Raw genomic sequence first — 21,710 nt, 5'->3', positions numbered from 1 at the left:
AACCTGTTAGGTTTTAAATGTAGCAAATCAGCTCCCAATACAAGCTCTGTAAGATAATACGATCTGAAAATTACCCTAATTATCCCGCGGGGTTTCCAAAAATTGATGATTCTCCCGGATCAGTTAGTAATTCTCAATTAACGATTTACAATTAAGTTGACAGGAAGAATTAAAAAGCCTTTTAGGACTAAACTTAGTTTTTCAACTTCACAATTAACTTTAAATTAAACTGCCGGCCGGTTAAATAATTTGGTATGGCATATTGTACATTATCTACATCTTTTAGCCAGAGATAAGAAACGGTATTATTGAGATTGAGCATATTAAAAACCTCAAAAAACAGAATTACAGCATTAAAATTTCTATCCAGAAATTTTGGTTTATGTATAGCTGCATCATCTAAAAAATCCTTCGAAAATCCTATATCAACCCGCTTGTAAGATGGAATGTAAAACTTATCTAAATACCTGGGTGTTTGCGATGGTCCAATTGGCAAACGCGAACCATAAAGTGCATTAAGGTGAACCTTATATGTCGGACTATTCAAAAGCCTGTCCTGAAAAAATATGGAAAAATTCAGGCGTTGATCTGTAGGACGTTTTAAATAGCCCGGATAAATTGTCGTTCCATTTTGGACATAACTATCATCAATAATATCTTCATTGGCATGCATTACCGACATTCTGAAATAAGAAACCAAATCTTTAACAAACTCGCCACCAATGCTGAAATCAGCACCATAAGCGTAACCACGCGATACTTCGTTCGCCAGGTACTTAATCCTTAGATTATCAATTTTATAGGGAATTAAGCGATCTGAATATTTAAAGTAAGCTTCTGAAGTAAACTTTAACCTTGTTCCTAAAGCATCAAAGGCATATTCATAACCCAGCGAAGTATTATAAGAACTTTGCGCTTTTTGGTTGATATTTAATTGCCCGGAAAAATCGCGTATGGTACGGTATGATGGTGGTTGTTTGTATACACCTGCAGAAAACCTCAGAATCTTATTGTTCGAATTTGGCCTATAGGCGATCAATATCCTCGGGCTGATCAGTAATTGTTTACTTAAAGAGCTATAAGTCGACCTCGCTCCCAGCTGTAATTCTGCAGAACCTGAAAGTGAGTAACTATCCTGGATGTATGCGCTATAATTGCTGATATCAAGATTGTTTTTTACATTAATTACGTTTTGCAAAAAAATGTTTTTGGAGTTATTGGGTATGATATACCCAGCAGAATCGGTATAATTATATTCGTTTAACTGATCCTTATATAAGGATTTGTCGAATTTTAAGCCCCAGGAAAAAACATGGTTATCAAAATTCTGATCGATCTTAATTTCAGCAGTAAAAATTTGGGTATTTAAACTATTTCTTCCATAATTATAATAGCTGCCAATTCCCTTGTTTTTACTTATCGGTCCAAAATTCTCTCCAGGAAAGTTATTATCCACTTCGTCAAAAATATAGCGGCCGTTGATATCAAAACGTTCCCTTTCAATGGTGTTAAAATAGCTATTGATAAACTTGATGACCAAATTTGGTTCTGGCGAGTATGTTGCGGTAACAGCGCTACCTAAGGTTTGGTAATCGTCAATCTCCTGTCCGGTGTAATCTACATTTAACCTTAATGTAGTGCTTAAAGTTCCAAACTGTGTTTCTCTGTTTGTAGGTACCAGTTTAAACTGCCCAAGGTTAAAACTTCCTAAATAACTGATATTGAATTTCGGCGAAAAATCGTATTGATAAAGTAACTGGGCATCGGCAAAATTAGGACTATAACTACCTTGCTCATCTTGTTTAATCAGCACACTCGAATTATTTTTATAACGTAACCCAGCCAATAAAAAGCTGTTTTTAAATATCCTTTTTGTAGTTAAAGAGGTATTTAAAAGACTGGTGCTAAAAGTAGTTTGATTGCTGTCAGGTTTATCGTATCTGATATCTAAAATAGAAGAAAGTTTATCGCCATATTTCGCTTCAAAACCACCGGCAGAGAACTTTGCTTTACTGACCAGGTCTGAATTGATAAAACTCAGCCCCTCTTGTTGTCCGTTGCGGATCAGCACTGGACGGTTAATCTCTACATCGTTAATATAAATAAGGTTTTCATCAAAATTGCCTCCCCGAACGCTATATTGGGCACTTAGTTCGTTATTTGTAGATACACCAGGCAGTGTTTTGAGCATGCTTTCGAAATTACCAGAAACCAATGGCATGGAGGATACATCTGCAATATTTATGGTAGTGGTGTTACTTAGCTGATTCTGTTTATTGGTGATGTTAACCTGCTCTAATTCATTAATATTAGCGATTAAGTTTACTTGTTTGATAATCCTTGCCCCAGAGCGCTCATTAAACTTTATGGTTTGGGGTTGATAACCCAAAAGCGAATATTTAATGCTAAATATTTTCGATTTTGAATAAATGGTATAAACACCAAATTCGTCTGTAACAGTTGATTGCGCTTGTCCAAGAACAATAACAGTAACCTGAGATAATGGCAACTTTTCATCACTATAAATTATCCCCGAAACCCTAACTAAAGGCTGCGCTACAGCAAAACTGCAACCGACAATTAAAAGAAGCAGGATGAGCCTAAATTTGAGCATTTTACGCGTAGAGATTTGGTTAAAGTAGCCACAGATGCATACAGATAAACACGGATGTCTTTATTTCTCAAAAAGGTAAGTAACGGTAGAATCCTGAAAACATTCCAATCTGTGTCTATCCTTTTTTATCTATTGTTAAAAACTTAAATGCTTACAGCATTCGTTGTCAAGCTTTTCATTTTGGCAATCGTTTCAGTCGGATTATCCGTTGCAAAAATTGCATTTCCGGCTACAAAAGCATTGGCACCTGCTGATACTAATGTTGCAATATTTTGTAAACCCACACCACCATCTACTTCAATAATCAAGTTTTCGTTTACACCTTGAACCAAGGCTTTTAAATCTTTAATTTTCTTATAAGTATTATGAATGAACGCCTGCCCGCCAAAACCCGGATTAACCGACATAATCAATACCAGATCCAGGTCTTCAATTACATCCTGCAATAAAGTTACCGGGGTATGCGGATTCAAGGCCACACCAGCCTTGCAACCAGAAGCTTTTATTAATTGAATCGTTCTATGCAAATGCGTGCAGGCTTCGTAATGTACGGTGATGCGGTCAGCTCCTGCTTTCGCAAAATCCTCGACATATTTATCCGGCTCAACAATCATTAAATGTACATCCAAAGGTTTGATAGCATGTTTTTTTACAGCAGCCATTATCGGGAAACCAAAAGAAATATTCGGCACGAAAACACCATCCATCACATCAACGTGGAACCAATCGGCCTCACTTTGGTTTATCATTTCAATATCGCGTTGTAAATTGCCAAAATCGGCAGAAAGTATGGACGGGGCAATGATGTATTTCATTTAATGATCTCTTAGTATTAAAGTAACATTTTAAAACGACCGTCACCCTGAATTCATTTCAGGGACTTATGAGTAGGTAAGATGCTGAAATAAATCCGATAGCTATCGGATCAACATGACGGTATGATGCAAGTTACAAAAGAACTGTGAAAATTTTTAAGTTAGAAACAAAGATGCTGAAATAAATTCAGCACGACGAAGCGTATTAATTCGATTTAGAAGTAAAAAGCCCTTTCAGTTTTACACTGAAAGGGCTGATCTTAATATCTTCCGACTCCGGTCTCCCCGACTTCGGACTTGTTTTACGCTTGTGGCGCAGCTGGTTTTTCTGGTCTTGGCAATAAAACTTTGCGGGAAAGTTTCATTTTACCTTGTTTATCGATGTCTAACAATTTAACTTCGATTTTATCACCTTCTTTTAATACACCATCCATGGTTTCTAAACGTTCCCATGAAATTTCAGAGATGTGTAATAAACCATCTTTACCTGGCATAACCTCAACAAATGCACCGAATGGCATAATCGATTTTACCTTACCCTGGTAAACTTCGCCGATTTCTGGTTTAGCTACAATATTACGGATACGGGTAACTGCTGCATCGATAGCCGCTTTGTTATCTGCAAATACTTCTACAATGCCTTTACCATCAACTTCTTCGATAGAGATTGATGCACCGGTTTCGCGTTGCATTTCCTGGATAATTTTACCTCCAGGGCCGATAATTGCACCGATAAATTCTTTATCAATTGTTAAAGAAACAATACGTGGAGCGTGCGGTTTGTAATCTTCGTTAGGTGAGCTGATGGTTTTCTTCATCTCGTTTAAGATGTGTAAACGACCTTCTTTAGCCTGTAACAAAGCTTTAGTTAAAACTTCGTAAGATAAACCATTGATTTTTAAATCCATTTGACAAGCAACGATACCATGTTCAGTACCGGTTACTTTAAAGTCCATATCACCTAAGTGATCTTCATCACCTAAAATATCAGAAAGGATTGCATATTTACCAGTTTTCTCATCGGTAATTAAACCCATTGCGATACCAGAAACCGGAGATTTGATTTTAATACCAGCATCCATTAATGCTAATGTACCAGCACAAACAGTTGCCATTGACGAAGAACCGTTAGATTCTAAAATATCAGAAACAATACGGATGGTATAAGGATTAGCTTCACCTTGAGGCAATACTTTTTTCAATGAACGTTGTGCTAAAGCACCGTGACCAATTTCACGACGGCCAGCGCCTCTGTTTGGTCTAACCTCACCAGTTGAGAAACCAGGGAAATTATAGTGCAATAAGAATTTGTTGTAACCATTAAAGAAAGCACCATCAATCATTTGTTCATCATCTTTACTACCTAAAGTAACCGATGTCAAAGATTGAGTTTCGCCACGTGTAAATACAGCCGAACCGTGAGCAGCAGGTAAATAACCAACTTCACTCCAGATAGGACGGATTTCTGTAGTCTTACGACCATCTAAACGGATACCTTCATCTAACAATAAATTTCTGATCGCATCGTACTGAACATCATGGTAATAATGTTTAGCCATTGCTTTAGTTAAATCTGCAGTATCTTCTGGCATTGCTTCAAAGAATTCGTTAATGATTGCAGTGAAACCTTCTTTACGAACATCTTTATTGCCACCAGCTTTTGCTACAGCATAAACTTTATCGTAAGTATCAGCATAAACTTTAGCTTTTAAATCAGCATCATGATCTTCGTGGTTATATTCACGTTTAACCGTTTTGCCTGTCGCCTCTGTTAATTCAACCTGAATAGCACATTGAACTTTAATTGCATCGTGTGCAAATTTTAAAGCCTCAACCATTTCGTCTTCCTGAATTTCATCACACTCACCTTCAACCATGCCTATATCGTTAGCTGAACCAGCAACCATAAACTCTAAAGTTGCGCGTTCTAATTCGCTGGCTTTAGGATTGATAATTAGTTTACCATCAATTTTAGCCACACGTACTTCAGAAATCGGACCGTTGAAAGGAATATCAGAAACTGATAATGCAGCAGATGCCGCTAAACCTGCCAAACAGTCTGGCATAATATCTTTATCAGCAGAGATTAAAGAAATCATTACCTGTGTATCAGAGTGATAATCACTTGGAAACATTGGGCGTAAAGCTCTATCTACTAAACGAGAGATTAATACTTCGTAATCAGATAATCTTGCTTCACGACGTAAAAAGCCTCCCGGAATACGGCCTGTAGCCGCGTATTTCTCCTGATAATCAACCGATAATGGTAAAAAATCAGTACCTGGTTTAGCACCAACAGTAGATACAACTGTTGCTAACAACATCGTATCGCCCATTTTAACTACAACCGAACCATCAGCCTGTTTAGCCAGTTTACCAGTTTCAATTTCTACAATTCTGCCATCGCCCAAATCGAACGATTTTTTTATTACATTCATTTAATTAGAATTATGGTGTGTTTTCCTCTTTCTACACACCGTTGTTTATATATGTTTTTGTTTTTGCAAACGAAGATAGGATTAAAAAAGCCTATCTATAATAAAACCCGTTAAAAAAATTAACAGGGAAGTAAAAAGCCATTCCCTGAAGAATGGCTTTTAATGATAAACTTGCGCTTATTTTTGTTTGATGATATCACGAAGCGATAAAGCTTTGATGATAGCACGATAGCGCTCAATATCTTTTTTGTATAGGTAAGCCAAAATACCGCGGCGTTTACCTACCAATTTTTGAAGTGACAACTGAGTAGAGAAATCTTTACGATTTTTCTTTAAGTGTTCTGTTAAGTGCGCAATACGGTATGTAAATAACGCTACTTGACCTTCTGCAGAACCCGTGTTGGTTTCTACTTCGCCGTGCTCTTTGAAGATTACAGCTTTTTTCTCTGGACTTAAATACATTCTTGAATAATATTAAAGCAATAAAAATTAATTAATTGTGGCGCAAAGATAAGGTTATTTTTGGTTAAAAACAAGTGGTGTTTTTTATTAACATGTATCAGATAAGTCTGTAGAAAAGTCGTCATTTCGACTGAAGCATAGCGAAATGGAGAGATTTATCTTGACTGATTTAGCTTCGCTCGAAATGAAGACTTGAGACTTATAATCGCTAATATTTTAATGCTTTTGACTAAAAAACTAATCTCACTGTATGACGATCGCACAGGAAAGATTAAAAATTAAATTATCAGAATAAAGATTAAACTGTTACTTCTTTATCAAAAGATATTATATGGTTGGCTTACGGATTACAAGCCCCTTGCCTTGCGGAGATTTTAATGGCTTGCCGCCGTTCATGGTAACCGAAATGTAATTAAGCTGCAGAACCCAAAAAAAACGCTGCTCTGGGGTACGGCTCAAATAAATAGCATCACGTTCCTCAACAATTGTTTCGCGTGGAGTATTGACATCATATAATTTGAGTTTTCCCATTTCATATCAAAAATACAAAAAAAAGCAAGTAATACTTTACATTTCTTCCACATTTAGTAAGCAATACTTTACAATCAAGCTTTATTTATACTTTTGCTGAAAACATCAACCCTTGGAAAAGAATCAATACAGCATTTTCGAAAGCGAATTACGCGTCCGTCCGGATGATATCGATATGTTTAATCACGTACATAACAGCAAATACCTGGATTATGTACTGGCAGCCCGCTACGAGCAAATGGAAAAATTCTACGGTATGCCCTGGGAGCATTTTACCAAACAAGGTTTAGGCTGGGTAGTAAGTCACGTCGATATTAATTTCAAACGCCCACTTTTAATGAACGATTTGATGTTAATACGCACAGGTATATTAACCATGCATGATAAAGGCTGCTCTGTTCAGTTCGAAATTATTAATCATAAAACGGGCAAAGTGGCTTCAGATGGTATTTTTGATTACGTACTAATTGATTTAAATACCGGTAGAGGGACAAAAGTTAACGAAGAAATGATTAAGGCCTATAGTATTTAATATTGATTACACAGATTAGAAGGATTATAATTCTGTGGATTCCGTGTTTCCGTGGTAAAAAGAAATCGCAAAATTTAATCAATCCCTTGAAAATTGGTCATCAAAACTTGACAATTCAAAATTTTAGCTATCTTTGCTTTATCAAAAAGAACAGAGCCATGATAGTATCTGCAATCCGTTTGAGGTTTTAAGTAACTGAGGATTCCCTCCATTTCAATTTTAGATATGTACGCTTAACCGCGTATCATTGGTTTATACATCACAATTTATTTTTATTATATGTCACAGTCTACAAAGGCGCAGGGCAAACTATCGTCATTTTTCGATATTCTAATCCAGTCTTTAAAAGGTCACGAAGTTGACCTCACTTCCATTAGTATAAAACGCGCCATTATTTTATTGGCCATTCCCATGATGTTGGAAATGGCTATGGAATCGGTTTTTGCTTTGGTTGATTTATATTTTGTTGGCCACCTGGAAAATAGTAGTCATGCTATACAGACCGTTGGTTTAACGGAATCGGTTTTAACCATTATTTATTCATTAGCCATTGGCTTAAGTATGGCTGCAACTGCTGTGGTTGCACGTAGAATTGGCGAAAAAAATCCAGAAGCGGCATCAAAGGCTGGAATGCAAACCATTGTGATAGCTGTTTTCGTAAACATAATAATCAGTATCCTGGGGTTAATTTACGCTGGTGATATTCTATTGCTCATGGGGGCTTCAGCTGAAACTGCTGAGCAAGGTATCGCATTCGTCCGCATTATGATGGGCGGAAGTATCATAATTGTACTTCTATTCTTGATTAATGGAATTTTTAGAGGTGCTGGTAACGCGGCAATCGCAATGCGAAGTTTATGGATCGCCAATATTGCCAACATCATCCTCTGCCCTATTTTTATTAACGGTTTTGGACCTGTGCCTGCATTTGGTTTAACAGGCGCTGCAATTGCAACCACAATTGGTCGTGGTTTGGGTGTTAGCTACCAGGTGTACAATTTATTTAGCGGTAAAAATGCGCTTAAGATACGCATCAGCCATTTTATTCCAGATTTTACGCAGATTAAAGCAATTGTTAAGATTGCCGCTCCCGCCATCTTTCAGTTTGTAATTGCAAGCTGCAGCTGGGTGTTTTTAGCAGAACTGGTTGCCACTACTGGTGGTGATACGGGATCGGCAGGTTACCAAACAGCACTACGACTCATGATGTTTTTTATGTTACCAGCCTGGGGCTTAAGCAATGCAGCCGCGACTTTGGTTGGTCAAAATTTGGGTGCTGGCCACATAGATCGTGCTGAAAAGTCCGTTTTCCAAACCTTAAAATATATTTTGATTTTTATGGCGGTAGTAAGTGTACTCTTTCTTACTTGTGGGCATTTGTTCGCTGCATTTTTCACTTCAGATGAAAAGGTGATAGCTATTGCGGGTAAGGCCCTTAAAATTATGAGCCTCGGTTTTGTGATTTATGGAGCGGCAATGGTATTTAGCAGCGCATTTAATGGTGCTGGCGATACCTGGACGCCTACAAAAATTAATGTTTTTGCATTTTGGCTGTTCCAGATTCCTTTGGCTTACTTCTTAGCGAAATATTTAGAAATGGGTCCAACCGGAGTTTTTATTGCTATACCAACGGCAGAAGCTGGAATTGCTGTAGCTGCTTACTTCTTATTTAAAAAAGGTAAATGGAAGAAAACGATGGTTTAATTTTTACCTCAGATAGGCACAGTTGAATTACTTAGTTGAATATGATCAGTGTTTATTCTGTTGTTAATTTAAGCACCGGATAATAAATCGTTTCAAAAGAATTATTACAGATGGTTAATAAACCTGATTGGAACGAACACGCAATGCAATGGAGTAAAGTGGAAAGCAGGACTACTGTAACCGAAAAGCCACTGTATTTGCTTTTCAAATCAAAGTGCTTGGGGTGGATATTTTCTAGATTAAAAATTACCTTAAAAAACATATCTTTGCGCAAAGATGAAGCATATACGTAATTTTTGCATTATTGCACATATTGACCATGGTAAGAGCACCCTGGCTGATAGGTTATTAGAATATACAGCGACGATTTCGCAGCGTGAGGCGCAGGCGCAATTGCTCGACAACATGGATTTAGAGCGTGAGAGAGGCATAACGATTAAAAGTCATGCCATACAAATGAACTATAAGGTTGGTGATATTGAGTACAATTTTAACCTGATTGATACGCCAGGACACGTAGATTTCTCGTACGAGGTTTCTCGCTCTATTGCAGCCTGTGAAGGGGCATTATTGATTGTAGATGCTTCGCAAGGAATTCAGGCCCAGACTATTTCCAATTTATATCTGGCTTTAGAGCACGACCTTGAAATTATTCCGATTTTAAATAAAATGGATTTGCCTGGGGCTATGCCTGAGGAAGTTAAAGACCAGATTATTGATTTAATTGGCTGTAAACGTGAAGATATTATTCCTGCGTCTGGTAAAACAGGTTTAGGGATTCCTGATATAATTCAGGCCATCGTAGACCGCGTTCCTGCTCCTGTTGGAGATCCGGAAGCACCTTTGCAAGCGTTGATTTTCGACTCTGTTTTTAACTCATTCAGAGGGATTATCGCTTATTACAAAGTGGTAAATGGCGAGATTAAAAAAGGTGATAAAGTAAAATTTATCAATACAGGCAAAGAATATCTGGCTGATGAGGTTGGTATTTTGAAACTGGATATGGCGCCACGTAGTGTAGTTAAAACTGGCGATGTGGGTTACATTATTTCCGGTATTAAAGAAGCCAGAGAGGTAAAAGTTGGTGATACGATTACAACTGTGGCCAGACCGTCGTTAGATGCCATTCAGGGTTTCGAAGAGGTTAAGCCAATGGTTTTTGCTGGTATTTACCCTGTAGATACTGATGAGTTTGAAGAACTGCGTGAGGCGATGCATAAGTTGCAGCTGAACGACGCTTCTATTGTTTTCGAGCCGGAAAGTTCTGCGGCACTTGGTTTTGGTTTCCGTTGCGGTTTCTTAGGAATGCTGCACATGGAGATTATCCAGGAGCGTTTAGAGCGTGAGTTCGATATGACGGTAATTACAACGGTTCCCAACGTATCGTACATTGCACACACGACAAAAGGTGACGAGTTTATCGTAAATAATCCATCTGATTTGCCAGATCCAAGTAAACTGGATTCGGTTGAAGAACCTTACATCAAAGCAAACATTATTACCAAGTCTGATTTTGTTGGTCCGATAATGTCGCTTTGTATCCAAAAACGAGGATCGATTATTAATCAATCCTATCTAACTTCAGACAGGGTTGAGTTGGTTTTCGAAATGCCAATGGCCGAGATCGTATTCGATTTCTATGACAGGTTAAAAACACTTTCTAAAGGATACGCTTCGTTTGATTATCACCAAATCGGTTACCGTAAATCTGATTTAGTGCGATTGGATTTATTGTTAAACGATGAACCTGTTGATGCTTTATCTTCATTAATCCATAGAAGCAACGCTTACGATTTCGGAAAGAAAATTTGCGAGAAATTAAGAGAATTAATCCCTCGTCAACAATTCGAGATTAAAATACAGGCTTCAATTGGAGCTAAAGTTATTGCCCGCGAAACGCTTAGTGCTTTACGTAAAGATGTAACGGCTAAATGTTATGGTGGTGATATTTCCCGTAAACGTAAGTTATTGGAAAAACAGAAAAAAGGTAAAAAACGTATGCGTCAGGTGGGTAACGTAGAAATTCCACAGACAGCATTTATGGCAGTTTTGAAATTGGATTAAAATAGAATCAAGATACAAGTATCAGGTATCAAGATTCTCGCAAATTTAAATAATAGTTAAAATTATAAAGAGCAATCAAGTAGACCATTTGGTCTTGATACTTGGTACTCACTACCCGATACTTTTAAAATGAAATTATTAGACGGTAAATACGTATCAGAGAAAGTTAAAGTTCAAATTGCGGAAGAAGCCGCTGAATTTTTAAATAAAAACGGTCGCAAGCCACACCTGGTTGCCATTTTGGTTGGTAACGATGGCGGCAGCGAAACCTATGTGGCCAGTAAGATGAAAAACTGTGAAAAAGTTGGCTTTAAATCATCACTACATAGATATGATAACTCGGTAACTGAAGCAGAATTATTGGCGAAAATTGAAGAAATTAATCAGGATGATGATGTGGATGGATTAATAGTTCAGTTGCCTTTACCTAAACATATTGATCCGGAAAAAGTAACTGAAAAGATCGATTATCGTAAAGATGTAGATGGTTTCCATCCTGTAAATTTGGGGAGGATGATGCGTAACCTACCTTGCTTTATTCCGGCAACTCCTTATGGTATTTTATTGATGTTGCAAGAGTACGACATCGACACAACTGGAATGCACTGTGTTGTTGTTGGTCGCAGTAACATTGTGGGTAGCCCAATGAGCATTTTAATGGCCCGTAACGCAAATCCAGGCAACTGTACCGTAACACTTACCCATTCACGTACTAAAGATTTAAAAGAGCAGGTCTTACAAGCAGATATTGTGATTGCCGCAATTGGTAAAAAGAATTTTGTTACGGCTGATATGGTAAAACCTGGCGCTATCATTATAGATGTAGGTATCAACAGGGAAACTTCTACAGAAACCAAATCTGGCTTTAAGTTATTTGGAGATGTAGATTTTGAAAATGTGGCGCCTAAGGCTTCTTACATCACGCCTGTTCCAGGTGGTGTTGGTTTAATGACGATTGTTGGCTTATTAAAAAATACATTGGCATCAGCCAGGAAAGAAATATACTCTTAACGTTGAGGGCTTAAAGACAGAAGGTCTAAGACAAAGTCCAAAACAAAAAACAAAAGCAGTTCATATATTTGAACTGCTTTTTTTACGTATACTATTTTTAAATTATACGTGTATTTTGTATGTTTGTTTTATAAAACAACAAGACAATGGATGTTAAACTAACATTAAGCTTTAACCAAAACGTAGTTGATAGGGCAAAAAAATACGCTGCCGAAAACAACATCAGTCTTTCTCGCCTAGTAGAGCATCTATTAACACAGGTTACTGCTAAAGAGTACAAATCTTTAGAAGACTTTCCCATTTCGGATTGGGTGAGTATGGTTGCTGAGGGTGAAGTAGAGTATAAAAAAACGCCAAAGCCAAACCGTAAAGATTCAAAAGATGAATTTTTTTCTTCTAAAAAGTAATCGATGGAGATATTTTTAGATGCGAATGTTCTTGTTTCTGTATTGAATAAGGAATATCCGCTTTATATCTACTCGTCGAGAATTTTAAGTTTAGCATCGCATCCAAATTTTGATATTTATACTTCTCCACTTTGTTTAGCTATAGCATTTTATTTTGCTGAAAAAAAACATAAATCACATTTGGCTAAACAGAAAATTGATTTGCTTTGCCAGCATATTAAGATTGCAGGAAATTCATCAAAAAGTGTTTTGGATACCTTGTCGAACAAATCAATTCACGATTTTGAAGATGGTTTAGAATATTATGCTGCCAAATCTGTTAATTGTAAGTGTATTATCACAGAAGATATTGAAGATTTTTATTTCTCAGAAATTGAAATTTTGAACTGTCAGGAATTTTTTAAAAGATATTTGCTAAATTGATTTTATAATAGACTCGGCACTCTGATCTGGTAGCTATAGGATTTATTTCAGGGCTTAATTAAAGAGGTGTTGAAATAAATTCAGCCTGACGGGAATAGATCATCCCCAAAGTTTACTCCACCAGCTTTCTTCAAAACCGATATAGAGACCATCTTCACGTAACTCAGTTGGATAGATATTGATATAGTCGCCCTGTCCTTCGGCTCCCTTGCCTGTAGTTAAACTATATTCATATCGATGGATTGGGCAAACCAGGTTTCCGTTTTTGCACCAGCCACCACTAAAATGGCCACCAGCATGTGGACAATGAGATTGGGTTGCAATAATTTTATCATCAATATTGATCAGACAGATCTGTTTTCCTGCAAGCTCAATTGTTTTAATTGTATCAGGTTGAGGAATTTGATTCTTATTTAGCGCCTTAAACCACTTCATTCTGCTAAAATACTGCAAATAAATATCACTCTTGTTTCATCTTTCTATTAAATTTCAAAAGAGGAACAGCATCACCATATTTTTTTAGGATATTTGCATCCTCAAAAATGAAACAAGAAATACCAGAAGACGGCACATTACTTCCTTTAATGGAAGAATTTTATACTATACAGGGTGAAGGATTTAATACTGGTAAAGCAGCTTATTTTATCCGTTTAGGAGGCTGCGACGTGGGTTGCCACTGGTGCGATGTTAAAGAAAGCTGGGACGCCGAAATGCATCCGCTTACCTCATCAGATGTTATTGTCGAAAATGCCGATAAATTTCCAGGTAAAGCTGTTGTAATTACCGGTGGTGAACCTTTAATTTATAATCTTGATTATTTAACCAACAAATTAAAAGAAAGAGGTATCCTTACCTTTATAGAAACGTCTGGTGCCTACCCACTTTCCGGAAATTGGGATTGGATTTGTTTGTCGCCAAAGAAATTCAAAGCACCAAGGCCAGATATTACACCATTTGCACACGAATTGAAGGTTATCGTTTTTAATAAAAGTGATTTTAAATGGGCAGAAGAATATGCCGCAATGGTATCTCCTACCTGTAAATTATATCTTCAGCCAGAATGGTCTAAGTCGGCAGAAATTACGCCGCTAATTATTGAGTATGTAATGGCTAATCCTAAATGGGAGATTTCTTTGCAAACACACAAGTTTTTAAATATTCCTTAAATTATTTTACATTAGCTTTAATAACCAATGTTAATGTATGAGGTTTTGTCTATTCTTATTATTGAGCTTATTCAGTGTTAATGCGTTTGCTCAGATTTCGGGTAATAAAAAAGCACAAAACTTTTTCGAAAAAGCAAATCCGTTTATTCAAAAGCAAGATTATCCCTCAGCAGAACAGGCTTTAAAAAGTGCTGTTGAAGCTGATCCTTTATTTCAAAATGCTTACATACTGCTTGCCGGCGTTTGCAAGGCACAAAAGAAATATCAGGAGGCCAGAACTGCTTATGAAAAAGCAATATTAATTAATAAAGCGGTGGATCCCGAAGTTATTTATAACCTTGCAGAAACAGAATTTGCCACACAGGATTATTTAAAAGCAAAACAGCATTTTAGTGATTTTTTGATGCAAGATTCTTCATCTGATCAAGCGAGAAGAGCAAAAAAATATCTCTTAGACTGCGATTTTGCTGCTATTGCAATAAAGAAACCGGTAAAATATAGTCCGACAAATTTAGGTGATGCTGTAAATACAACCGATGCGGAATACTTTCCTGCAATAACTGCTGATGGCGAAACCCTTGTTTTTACCCGCCAGGTTAATGGAAATGAAGATTTCTGGACGTCACAGCTTAAAAATAATTCATGGAGTATTGCTACTCCCTTGTCAAGCAAGATTAATACGACTAAGTACAATGAAGGTGCCCAAACCATTTCGCCTGATGGGAAATACCTGTTTTTTACAGGATGCAACCGACCAGATGGTTTAGGCAGGTGTGATATTTATGTTTCTCACCGTGAGGGGAAAGATTGGGGTGAGCCTTATAATGTTGGTCAGCCCGTTAATTCTGAATTTTGGGAATCACAACCTGCAATAAGCCCCGATGGACGGACTTTATATTTTATTAGTAATCGGCCTGGTGGGTATGGTGGTTATGATATATGGAAAAGTACCATTACCGATGATGCCAAATGGGGACCAGCCATTAATCTCGGTCCAGAGATCAATACTGCTTTCGATGAAAACACCCCTTTTCTGCACGTAGACGGTAAAACTTTGTATTTTTCTTCTAATGGTTGGCCAGGTTTCGGGAATAAAGATATTTATTATAGCAGAATGGATAATGAAGGCAAGTGGCAAAAGCCAATTAATATCGGTTATCCAATCAACTCTTTCGAAGATGAAAGCGGTTTGGTAGTGAGTGCCAATGGCAATTCAGGATTATTTTCATCAAACTTAAAAGCTGGTTATGGCATGCAGGATATTTACAGTTTTGGCATCCCTGAAATAGCTAAACCGCTAAAGGTATCTTATGTGAAGGGAATTGTAAGAGACCTGGATACTAAAAAAACGATCGAAAGCAACGTTCAGGTTGTAGATCTGAAAGCCGATAAAACTGTTTTCGATGATTATACCGATCCAGAAACTGGTCAATTTTTAGCTGTAATGCCTGTAGGAAGTAATTATTTGTTTAATGTAAATGCAGAAGGCTACATGTTTTACTCTGAAAACTTTGAGCTCAAAGCTGGGGACATTAATAAACCTTACCAGATTGAAGTTTACATTGAAAAAATAAAGCAAGGAGGAAATGTAACCTTAAGAAACATTTTCTTCGATACCAATAAATTTAATCTTTTACCTGCCTCTATCCGTGAATTGGATCTGCTTATTGATTTTTTGACTCAAAATGAAAAAGTACAGATTGAAATTCAGGGGCATACTGATAATGTTGGTGATGATAAATTGAATGAAAAGTTATCTTTTAACAGGGCCAATGCTGTTTACGAATACTTGATCAAAAATAGTATTGATGCAAAAAGGCTTACCTTTAAGGGCTTTGGGGCAAATAAACCGATTGCTGATAATAAAACTGAAATGGGGAGAAAAAATAACCGTAGAACGTCGTTTGTGATTACTAAAATATAGTACATTTTTATTTATGGAAAAAGAGATTGAAATTGAAGATTACGATATAGAAATTATAATGTTGGAGCAATACAAGCACCTCAATATTATACTAGAAAATTCGTATTGTAGCACTTGCAAAAAGACAGCAACCATTACAAATTATAAATCTTATTTAAATAAATTGAATGATATTATTTTGAGAGGTTTTTGTCTTAATTGTGAGGGGCCTGTAAATCGGTATATCGAAACCGGAGAAAATATTCAAAGCGCAGCGGTTGCTGAGCATATTAAAAATGTGCTTAAAATTTCAAAGAATAAGAAGTTTTAGAAATTAGAATTTCTCTTTGGAACAATATTTTGTGTAACTCTCTATAAACAAATCGTTAGCAAAATAATTTTCAAAATGCTTAACCAATTTATACTTTTATAATATGGACGATGTAAAACCACTACCCGATTTATCAGCAGAAGAGCAGCGTGTTTTAGGCGCATTAATAGAAAAAAGCCGCACCACGCCCGATTATTACCCAATGACTTTAAATAGTTTAACGGCTGCATGTAACCAAAAAAGTTCGAGAAATCCTGTGGTAAATTACGATGAGGAGACCATAACTTTAACGTTAAACCAACTTAAAATAAAAGGTTTAATATCCACTGCTACAGGTGGTTCAAGCCGCGCAACTAAATACAAACATAATTTAGCCATTGTTTATCCTTTATTACCTTCGGAGTTGGCTATAATCTGTCTTTTACTTTTACGCGGACCGTTAACACCAGGCGAAATTAATAGCAATTCGGGAAGATTATATGAATTTGAAAGTATAGAAGAAGTTTTAGAACAGCTTCAAAAATTATCAGATGAAGAACCTGCCTTTGTAAAACAACTGCCCAGGAAGGCTGGTCAGAAGGAAGCTCGTTTTGTTCATCTTTTAGGCGAACAAGCTGAAACCCCTATCGAAACGGAAACTGAAACTATGGCAGCATCGCAGTTTGATCCTACTGAACTGGAAAACAGAATAGAAAAATTAGAACTGGAAATTGAAGAATTAAAAGAGTTGGTTAATTTGTTGATGGATAAGTAGGTTTTCTGAGCCTGGTCGAAGACCCTTGCAAATTAATTTTCCGTGTCTCCGTGGCAAAAAACTAATGTCTTAGCGAGACGCTAAGACCAGTATAGAGTGTAGTCGAAGACCCATGACAAATTAAGTTTCCGTGCTTCTGTGTTTCCGTGGCAAAACTATTAAAAACTAGTGTGACGAGTATAGAGGATTTTGTCATTCTGAGTATAACGAAGAATCTCTGCATTCCTTTGTTGCAACTTTGGAAAAGCACTGACAGAAAACTTTCTATTATTAAAAGATTCTTCACTGCGTTCAGAATGACAGAGAAAATGATGGCAGGAAAAACTACGGCCATAAAAAAAGTGCCTGGCGATTAACCAAACACTTTATAAAATCCATAATTAAGCTGGGAATAATAAAATCAATTAAGCCTCATACTTTTTAAAAATAGTACTGGCGGTATGTCCGCCGAAACCAAAAGTGTTATTTAAAACGTAGTTAATCTCTTTTTTAATACTTTCTCCTAGCACGAAATTCAATCCTTTTGGAATGTTTTCATCCAGGTTTTTAGTATTAATGGTAGGTGGCACCACATTATCTCTGATTGATAAAATACTGATTACACTTTCTACCGCTCCTGCTGCTCCAAGTAAATGACCTGTCATCGATTTTGTTGCGCCAATCACAACCGGCAATCCTTTAAAAACAGTGTTAATTGCCTGCAGCTCACTCAAATCACCCAATCCTGTTGAAGTAGCATGCGCATTAATATAATCGATTTTATCGGCAGTAATTCCGGCATCTTTCAAAGCTTTAGTCATACCCAGGGCCGCACCGATTCCATCTGGAGGTGTTCCGGTTAAGTGATAGGCATCAGCGGCCATTCCGCCACCAACAATCTCGGCATAAATATGTGCACCACGCAGTAAAGCATGTTCCAGCTCTTCTAAAACCAAAGCACCTGCGCCTTCACTCATCACAAAACCATCTCTATCTTTATCAAAAGGTTTAGAAGCCCCCTGAGGATCGTCGTTATTTTTTGATAGCGCCTGGGCGGCATTAAATCCACCCACAGATGATTTGGTTAAGGCTGCTTCAGAACCACCTGCGATCATTACGTTTGCTTTACCTAAACGAATGGTATCAAAAGCATTAATAATGGCGGTATTAGACGATGCACAAGCCGATACTGTACAATAATTTGGTCCACGTAATTTATGACGGATAGAAATGGCGCCGGCAGCAATATCAACGATCATTTTCGGGATAAAATAAGGGTTAAACCTCGGTGTTCCATCTCCGGCATGAAATTCTTCCAACTGCGATTCAAAAGTACCGATACCACCGTTTCCGGTTGCCCAGATTACCCCAACTTCTGCCAATTGCCCATCATTCATGGTACTAAAATCCAATCCGGCATCTTTTATCGCCTGATCACTCGAGCCGATAGCATATTGCGTAAAAAGGTCGTACTTTTTAATCTCTTTTTTCTCCAGGTATTCTTCAGGATTAAAATCTTTTACTTCACCTGCAAATTGCGTTTTAAATTTACTCGAATCAAATTTTGTAATTGGGCCAATGCCACTTTTTCCAGCTAATATTTGTTGCCAAAATTGCTCAACAGTATTGCCAAGCGGGGTTATCGCACCTAAACCTGTTACTACTACTCTTTTCATTTTATTGTTTTTTAGTCAATTCCCCTGGATAAAATCAACCGTTAACTATCCAAAAGGTATTTTAATATAGCAGGAATAGCTACAAAGGCCCTATCGTTTCATTAAGATTGAGTAAACACAGGATTTACACTTAATGGCGCGAAAGTAACAATTCCTATATTCAAAACAGTCATCTAAATGGAAACAACAATTTCTTTTGCTTTCCTGCTATATCATTTTATTGCTCAACAGAATCGATCCAGGCTTTTCTATCTGCATTCATCACATTTAAAGCATCAACTGGCGACTGCCTGAACAGTTCATAAATTTTAGCCGTATCACCTACCCTAATTTCAAATTCATCATTAGCTAAAGCGGCCAAAAGCTCATCGGCTACAACCGAAGGTTTAATTCCGTTATGTCCTCCTATTTCTTTTGAAAATTCGGTATCAACCAATGGTGGCATTAATTCGAATACTTTTACGGAGGTCTCTTCTAAACTCAATCTTAACGAAGTGCTGTAAGAATGTAGTGCTGCTTTACTTGCTGCATAAGTGGGTAGAGTGATCCCTGGAACGTACGCTACGATAGATGAAACGTTTACAATAGCTGAAGTTTCTTGCTGTTTTAGCACAGGTAATAACTTTTGATTAATCCTGATGATGGACAGGTAATTGGTTAACATTTCATCTTCTGCGTGAGCAAAAGCATCCTGCTTTAGATCGGCTAAATTGTAAAGCAATGCTCTTCCAGCGTTATTGATCACAATATTCAATTGAGGAAATTCTGCTTTGATTCGGGTTACCAATTGATCCACATCTTCAGCTTTGCTCACATCAGAAAGAATAGTAGTTACATTTTGTAATGATGCAGCAGCTGCATCCAGCCTTTCCTGGTTTCTGCCGGTAATAATTACGTGGTTATCCAAAGCTGTTAATTGTTTTGCGATTTCTAAACCGATGCCAGCTGTTCCGCCGATCAATAAAACGGTATTTTGTGAAGTTTTCATTTTTATATTTTTTTTTAAAATTTTAAGATTAAACAAGTACTCAGGGCATGAGTCAGCGGAAATTTATGACCGCTCATGGCTTCAGATAATCAATACCGTTCATCTGTAGCGCTTCCTTTGCTCCTCTAATGGGATATTCCCAAGTTATTATTCTAGTTATTTACTCTGTAAAATACCAATCGGTATATTTTTAGTTAAAAATTTTTAGCCGAGGCTTTCAACATATTTTTTTAGTGAGCCCATAATGAGGTTCCAATATTCTGTTTTTGAGGTCAGCTTCGAAATCATTATGCCCCCTTCTACCATTGCGATAATGGTTAAAGCAATCTGTTTAGGATTTTGATCTGGATTGATCTCTTTACTGGCAATGCCGGCTTCAACCAGTTTGGAAATTTTGTTTTTCCAATCTAAAACAGCTTTTAGTACTCTTCCCCGCAATTCGGGGTGGGTATCGTCAGCATCAATTGCAGTATTCAAAACCGGGCAACCTCCTTCTGATAGTGAGCCATCCATAAATTTTTGATAAATACTAATGTATACTAAAAGTTTATCCTTTATGCTACTCTGCCTATTCATTTCAACGTCTATCGTTGATGAAACATTTTTCAGGTTATAATCAAAAGCTGCTAAGGCCACTTCATCCTTATTGGCGAAGTTGCCATAAATGCTCCCCTTAGTTAAGCCTGTAGCAGCAGTGATATCATTTAAAGAAGTACCTGCATAACCTTTCATATTAAAAATCGGCGCGGTTTTCTCTACAATGAAATTTCTCGTTTTTTCTGCTTTGGTCATATTGTTCTGAATTGACGATGCAAATATATACCAATCGGTATATTAATTCCAAATTGTTTTATCACCAGAATCTCCTTTTCGCATGAAGCTATTATCAATTAATGTATACTAAAGAAAAAGTGCATTATTTGTTTTACGTTTGAATTTTGTAACTTTGATTTATGAACAAACCAGAAAGCATTGAAGACTTTTATCAGAATAAATTTAGTTTCCTGCCCGATAATTTACAAAACGGTGTTGGACACTTTAACGTTTTTAAACTGGAAGATTGTTTAAGGGACGACTCAAAACCGATGAGTTATAACCGAAGGGATTATTATAAGATCTGCCTTACCCGTGGTCATAATGTATACCATTATGCCGATAAGAGTATCGAAATTAATGGCACTGCACTCATTTTTTTTAATCCGTTGGTACCTTATACCTGGGAACTCGCCACTGGCAATAAAAGTGAAGTAACGGGTTATTTCTGCATTTTCACTGAAGCTTTTTTTAAGGAAAAGATCCGTGGAAACATTGGTGATCTGCCCATGTTTACGCCTGGGGGAAAACCTGCATATTTTTTAAATGAGCAGCAGGACAAACAGATAGAGGCTATCTTCGGTAAAATGTTTGATGAAATCAACACCGATTATGTGTATAAGTACGATCTCCTTAGGAATTACATTACTGAAATTACCCACTTTGCTCTAAAAACTCAGCCATCAGAAAGTTTATTCAAGCATACCGACGCCAATACCAGGATTACTTCTGTATTTACAGAGCTGCTGGAACGCCAGTTTCCGATTGAAACTACCACGCAAAGGCTTACCATGCGCTCGGCCAAAGATTATGCCGCACAACTTTCGGTACATGTAAACCATTTAAACCGGGCCATTAAAGAAACTACTGGTAAAACCACCACAAACTATATTACAGATCGTTTATTGAGTGAAGCAAAGGCTTTACTGAAGCATACGGACTGGAATATATCAGAAATAGGTTATTGCCTGGGATTTGAGGAACCTACCCATTTTAACAACTTTTTTAAAAAACTGACCAACCATACCCCTACTTCTTATCGGATTGTTTGAATTTCGTAATCATAAGTTTGATTAACGTAATAAGCTGAAGCCATTTG

The 21,710-nt window shown here is 37.1% G+C and carries 20 protein-coding genes; 11 read left to right on the top strand and 9 right to left on the bottom strand.

The annotated features are described in order from the left end of the window. Positions 1-193: 193 nt before the first annotated feature. The 5 genes from KYH19_RS09235 to KYH19_RS09215 all read right to left on the bottom strand — a co-directional run bounded on the left by KYH19_RS09235 (position 194) and on the right by KYH19_RS09215 (position 6,860). The gene (locus KYH19_RS09235; protein ID WP_219078462.1) at positions 194-2,614 is read right to left on the bottom strand and encodes a TonB-dependent receptor; all 2,421 of its coding nucleotides are present in this window, start codon (positions 2,612-2,614) and stop codon (positions 194-196) included. A gap of 143 nt (positions 2,615-2,757) precedes the next feature. Then, complete coding sequence (rpe, locus tag KYH19_RS09230; protein ID WP_219078461.1) at positions 2,758-3,429, bottom strand: ribulose-phosphate 3-epimerase; 672 nt, start codon at positions 3,427-3,429, stop codon at positions 2,758-2,760. Positions 3,430-3,731: 302 nt separating this feature from the next. Next, entirely contained in the window at positions 3,732-5,867 is a 2,136-nt protein-coding gene (gene pnp, locus KYH19_RS09225; RefSeq protein WP_131031953.1) for a polyribonucleotide nucleotidyltransferase, read from the bottom strand. A 177-nt stretch (positions 5,868-6,044) separates the two neighbouring features. Next, complete coding sequence (gene rpsO, locus KYH19_RS09220) at positions 6,045-6,329, bottom strand: 30S ribosomal protein S15 (protein ID WP_055913898.1); 285 nt, start codon at positions 6,327-6,329, stop codon at positions 6,045-6,047. Positions 6,330-6,656: 327 nt separating this feature from the next. Beyond that, positions 6,657-6,860 carry a hypothetical protein gene (locus KYH19_RS09215; RefSeq protein ID WP_219078460.1) on the bottom strand — a complete coding sequence of 68 codons (204 nt, stop codon included), beginning with the start codon at positions 6,858-6,860 and terminating at the stop codon, positions 6,657-6,659. 112 nt (positions 6,861-6,972) lie between these two features. Here KYH19_RS09215 and KYH19_RS09210 point away from each other — a divergent pair, with 112 nt between their 5' ends. The 6 genes from KYH19_RS09210 to KYH19_RS09185 all read left to right on the top strand — a co-directional run bounded on the left by KYH19_RS09210 (position 6,973) and on the right by KYH19_RS09185 (position 13,001). Then, entirely contained in the window at positions 6,973-7,392 is a 420-nt protein-coding gene (locus tag KYH19_RS09210; RefSeq protein ID WP_219078459.1) for a thioesterase family protein, read from the top strand. A gap of 279 nt (positions 7,393-7,671) precedes the next feature. Beyond that, positions 7,672-9,096, top strand: coding sequence for an MATE family efflux transporter (locus KYH19_RS09205; protein WP_219078458.1), 1,425 nt, complete (start codon positions 7,672-7,674; stop codon positions 9,094-9,096). Positions 9,097-9,372: 276 nt separating this feature from the next. Next, on the top strand, positions 9,373-11,160 hold the full coding sequence (lepA, locus tag KYH19_RS09200; protein WP_219078457.1) for a translation elongation factor 4: 1,788 nt from the start codon (positions 9,373-9,375) through the stop codon (positions 11,158-11,160). A 129-nt stretch (positions 11,161-11,289) separates the two neighbouring features. Beyond that, positions 11,290-12,171 (top strand): bifunctional 5,10-methylenetetrahydrofolate dehydrogenase/5,10-methenyltetrahydrofolate cyclohydrolase, encoded by an 882-nt coding sequence (locus KYH19_RS09195; RefSeq protein WP_219078456.1) that lies wholly within the window; start codon positions 11,290-11,292, stop codon positions 12,169-12,171. 146 nt (positions 12,172-12,317) lie between these two features. Then, entirely contained in the window at positions 12,318-12,578 is a 261-nt protein-coding gene (locus tag KYH19_RS09190) for a DUF6364 family protein (protein WP_132397525.1), read from the top strand. A 3-nt stretch (positions 12,579-12,581) separates the two neighbouring features. After that, positions 12,582-13,001: a PIN domain-containing protein gene (locus KYH19_RS09185; RefSeq protein WP_219078455.1), complete on the top strand. Its 420-nt coding sequence runs from the start codon at positions 12,582-12,584 to the stop codon at positions 12,999-13,001. A 99-nt stretch (positions 13,002-13,100) separates the two neighbouring features. On the opposite strand, the gene KYH19_RS09180 is transcribed toward KYH19_RS09185, so the two are convergent. Continuing rightward, positions 13,101-13,436 (bottom strand): Rieske 2Fe-2S domain-containing protein, encoded by a 336-nt coding sequence (locus tag KYH19_RS09180; protein WP_132397521.1) that lies wholly within the window; start codon positions 13,434-13,436, stop codon positions 13,101-13,103. 107 nt (positions 13,437-13,543) lie between these two features. Here KYH19_RS09180 and KYH19_RS09175 point away from each other — a divergent pair, with 107 nt between their 5' ends. The 4 genes from KYH19_RS09175 (at position 13,544) to KYH19_RS09160 (ending at position 17,155) form a co-directional block, all read left to right on the top strand. Next, the gene (locus tag KYH19_RS09175) at positions 13,544-14,167 is read left to right on the top strand and encodes a 7-carboxy-7-deazaguanine synthase QueE (protein WP_219078454.1); all 624 of its coding nucleotides are present in this window, start codon (positions 13,544-13,546) and stop codon (positions 14,165-14,167) included. A gap of 37 nt (positions 14,168-14,204) precedes the next feature. Then, complete coding sequence (locus tag KYH19_RS09170) at positions 14,205-16,091, top strand: OmpA family protein (protein WP_219078453.1); 1,887 nt, start codon at positions 14,205-14,207, stop codon at positions 16,089-16,091. Between the two features lie 13 nt (positions 16,092-16,104). Next, the gene (locus tag KYH19_RS09165) at positions 16,105-16,401 is read left to right on the top strand and encodes a hypothetical protein (protein WP_219078452.1); all 297 of its coding nucleotides are present in this window, start codon (positions 16,105-16,107) and stop codon (positions 16,399-16,401) included. A 103-nt stretch (positions 16,402-16,504) separates the two neighbouring features. Next, positions 16,505-17,155, top strand: a complete 651-nt coding sequence (locus KYH19_RS09160; protein ID WP_219078451.1) for a YceH family protein — start codon at positions 16,505-16,507, stop codon at positions 17,153-17,155. Positions 17,156-17,559: 404 nt separating this feature from the next. Here the strand turns inward: KYH19_RS09160 and fabF are convergent, their stop codons facing one another. The 3 genes from fabF to KYH19_RS09145 all read right to left on the bottom strand — a co-directional run bounded on the left by fabF (position 17,560) and on the right by KYH19_RS09145 (position 20,590). After that, positions 17,560-18,810, bottom strand: a complete 1,251-nt coding sequence (gene fabF / locus KYH19_RS09155) for a beta-ketoacyl-ACP synthase II (protein ID WP_219078450.1) — start codon at positions 18,808-18,810, stop codon at positions 17,560-17,562. A 217-nt stretch (positions 18,811-19,027) separates the two neighbouring features. Then, complete coding sequence (locus tag KYH19_RS09150; protein WP_219078449.1) at positions 19,028-19,798, bottom strand: SDR family oxidoreductase; 771 nt, start codon at positions 19,796-19,798, stop codon at positions 19,028-19,030. A gap of 204 nt (positions 19,799-20,002) precedes the next feature. Next, positions 20,003-20,590 (bottom strand): TetR/AcrR family transcriptional regulator, encoded by a 588-nt coding sequence (locus KYH19_RS09145; RefSeq protein ID WP_255562603.1) that lies wholly within the window; start codon positions 20,588-20,590, stop codon positions 20,003-20,005. Between the two features lie 161 nt (positions 20,591-20,751). Here KYH19_RS09145 and KYH19_RS09140 point away from each other — a divergent pair, with 161 nt between their 5' ends. Further along, positions 20,752-21,663, top strand: coding sequence for an AraC family transcriptional regulator (locus KYH19_RS09140; RefSeq protein WP_193421705.1), 912 nt, complete (start codon positions 20,752-20,754; stop codon positions 21,661-21,663). Positions 21,664-21,710 lie beyond the last annotated feature (47 nt).

This window comes from Pedobacter sp. D749 (assembly GCF_019317285.1).
Classification (GTDB): Bacteria; Bacteroidota; Bacteroidia; order Sphingobacteriales; family Sphingobacteriaceae; genus Pedobacter.
Note: the sequence above shows the minus strand (reverse complement) of the source record. Positions and strands in the feature narration are given on the sequence as shown.

Coding starts and splice junctions, on each gene's coding strand:
- KYH19_RS09170 (WP_219078453.1), top strand. CDS start 14,205: ATGAGGTTTTGTCTATTCTTATTATTGAGCTTATTCAGTGTTAATGCG.
- KYH19_RS09165 (WP_219078452.1), top strand. CDS start 16,105: ATGGAAAAAGAGATTGAAATTGAAGATTACGATATAGAAATTATAATG.
- KYH19_RS09190 (WP_132397525.1), top strand. CDS start 12,318: ATGGATGTTAAACTAACATTAAGCTTTAACCAAAACGTAGTTGATAGG.
- fabF (WP_219078450.1), bottom strand. CDS start 18,810: ATGAAAAGAGTAGTAGTAACAGGTTTAGGTGCGATAACCCCGCTTGGC.
- lepA (WP_219078457.1), top strand. CDS start 9,373: ATGAAGCATATACGTAATTTTTGCATTATTGCACATATTGACCATGGT.
- KYH19_RS09150 (WP_219078449.1), bottom strand. CDS start 19,798: ATGAAAACTTCACAAAATACCGTTTTATTGATCGGCGGAACAGCTGGC.
- KYH19_RS09195 (WP_219078456.1), top strand. CDS start 11,290: ATGAAATTATTAGACGGTAAATACGTATCAGAGAAAGTTAAAGTTCAA.
- KYH19_RS09180 (WP_132397521.1), bottom strand. CDS start 13,436: ATGAAGTGGTTTAAGGCGCTAAATAAGAATCAAATTCCTCAACCTGAT.
- KYH19_RS09235 (WP_219078462.1), bottom strand. CDS start 2,614: ATGCTCAAATTTAGGCTCATCCTGCTTCTTTTAATTGTCGGTTGCAGT.
- KYH19_RS09145 (WP_255562603.1), bottom strand. CDS start 20,590: ATGACCAAAGCAGAAAAAACGAGAAATTTCATTGTAGAGAAAACCGCG.
- KYH19_RS09175 (WP_219078454.1), top strand. CDS start 13,544: ATGAAACAAGAAATACCAGAAGACGGCACATTACTTCCTTTAATGGAA.
- pnp (WP_131031953.1), bottom strand. CDS start 5,867: ATGAATGTAATAAAAAAATCGTTCGATTTGGGCGATGGCAGAATTGTA.
- KYH19_RS09185 (WP_219078455.1), top strand. CDS start 12,582: ATGGAGATATTTTTAGATGCGAATGTTCTTGTTTCTGTATTGAATAAG.
- KYH19_RS09140 (WP_193421705.1), top strand. CDS start 20,752: ATGAACAAACCAGAAAGCATTGAAGACTTTTATCAGAATAAATTTAGT.
- rpe (WP_219078461.1), bottom strand. CDS start 3,429: ATGAAATACATCATTGCCCCGTCCATACTTTCTGCCGATTTTGGCAAT.
- KYH19_RS09215 (WP_219078460.1), bottom strand. CDS start 6,860: ATGGGAAAACTCAAATTATATGATGTCAATACTCCACGCGAAACAATT.
- KYH19_RS09205 (WP_219078458.1), top strand. CDS start 7,672: ATGTCACAGTCTACAAAGGCGCAGGGCAAACTATCGTCATTTTTCGAT.
- rpsO (WP_055913898.1), bottom strand. CDS start 6,329: ATGTATTTAAGTCCAGAGAAAAAAGCTGTAATCTTCAAAGAGCACGGC.
- KYH19_RS09160 (WP_219078451.1), top strand. CDS start 16,505: ATGGACGATGTAAAACCACTACCCGATTTATCAGCAGAAGAGCAGCGT.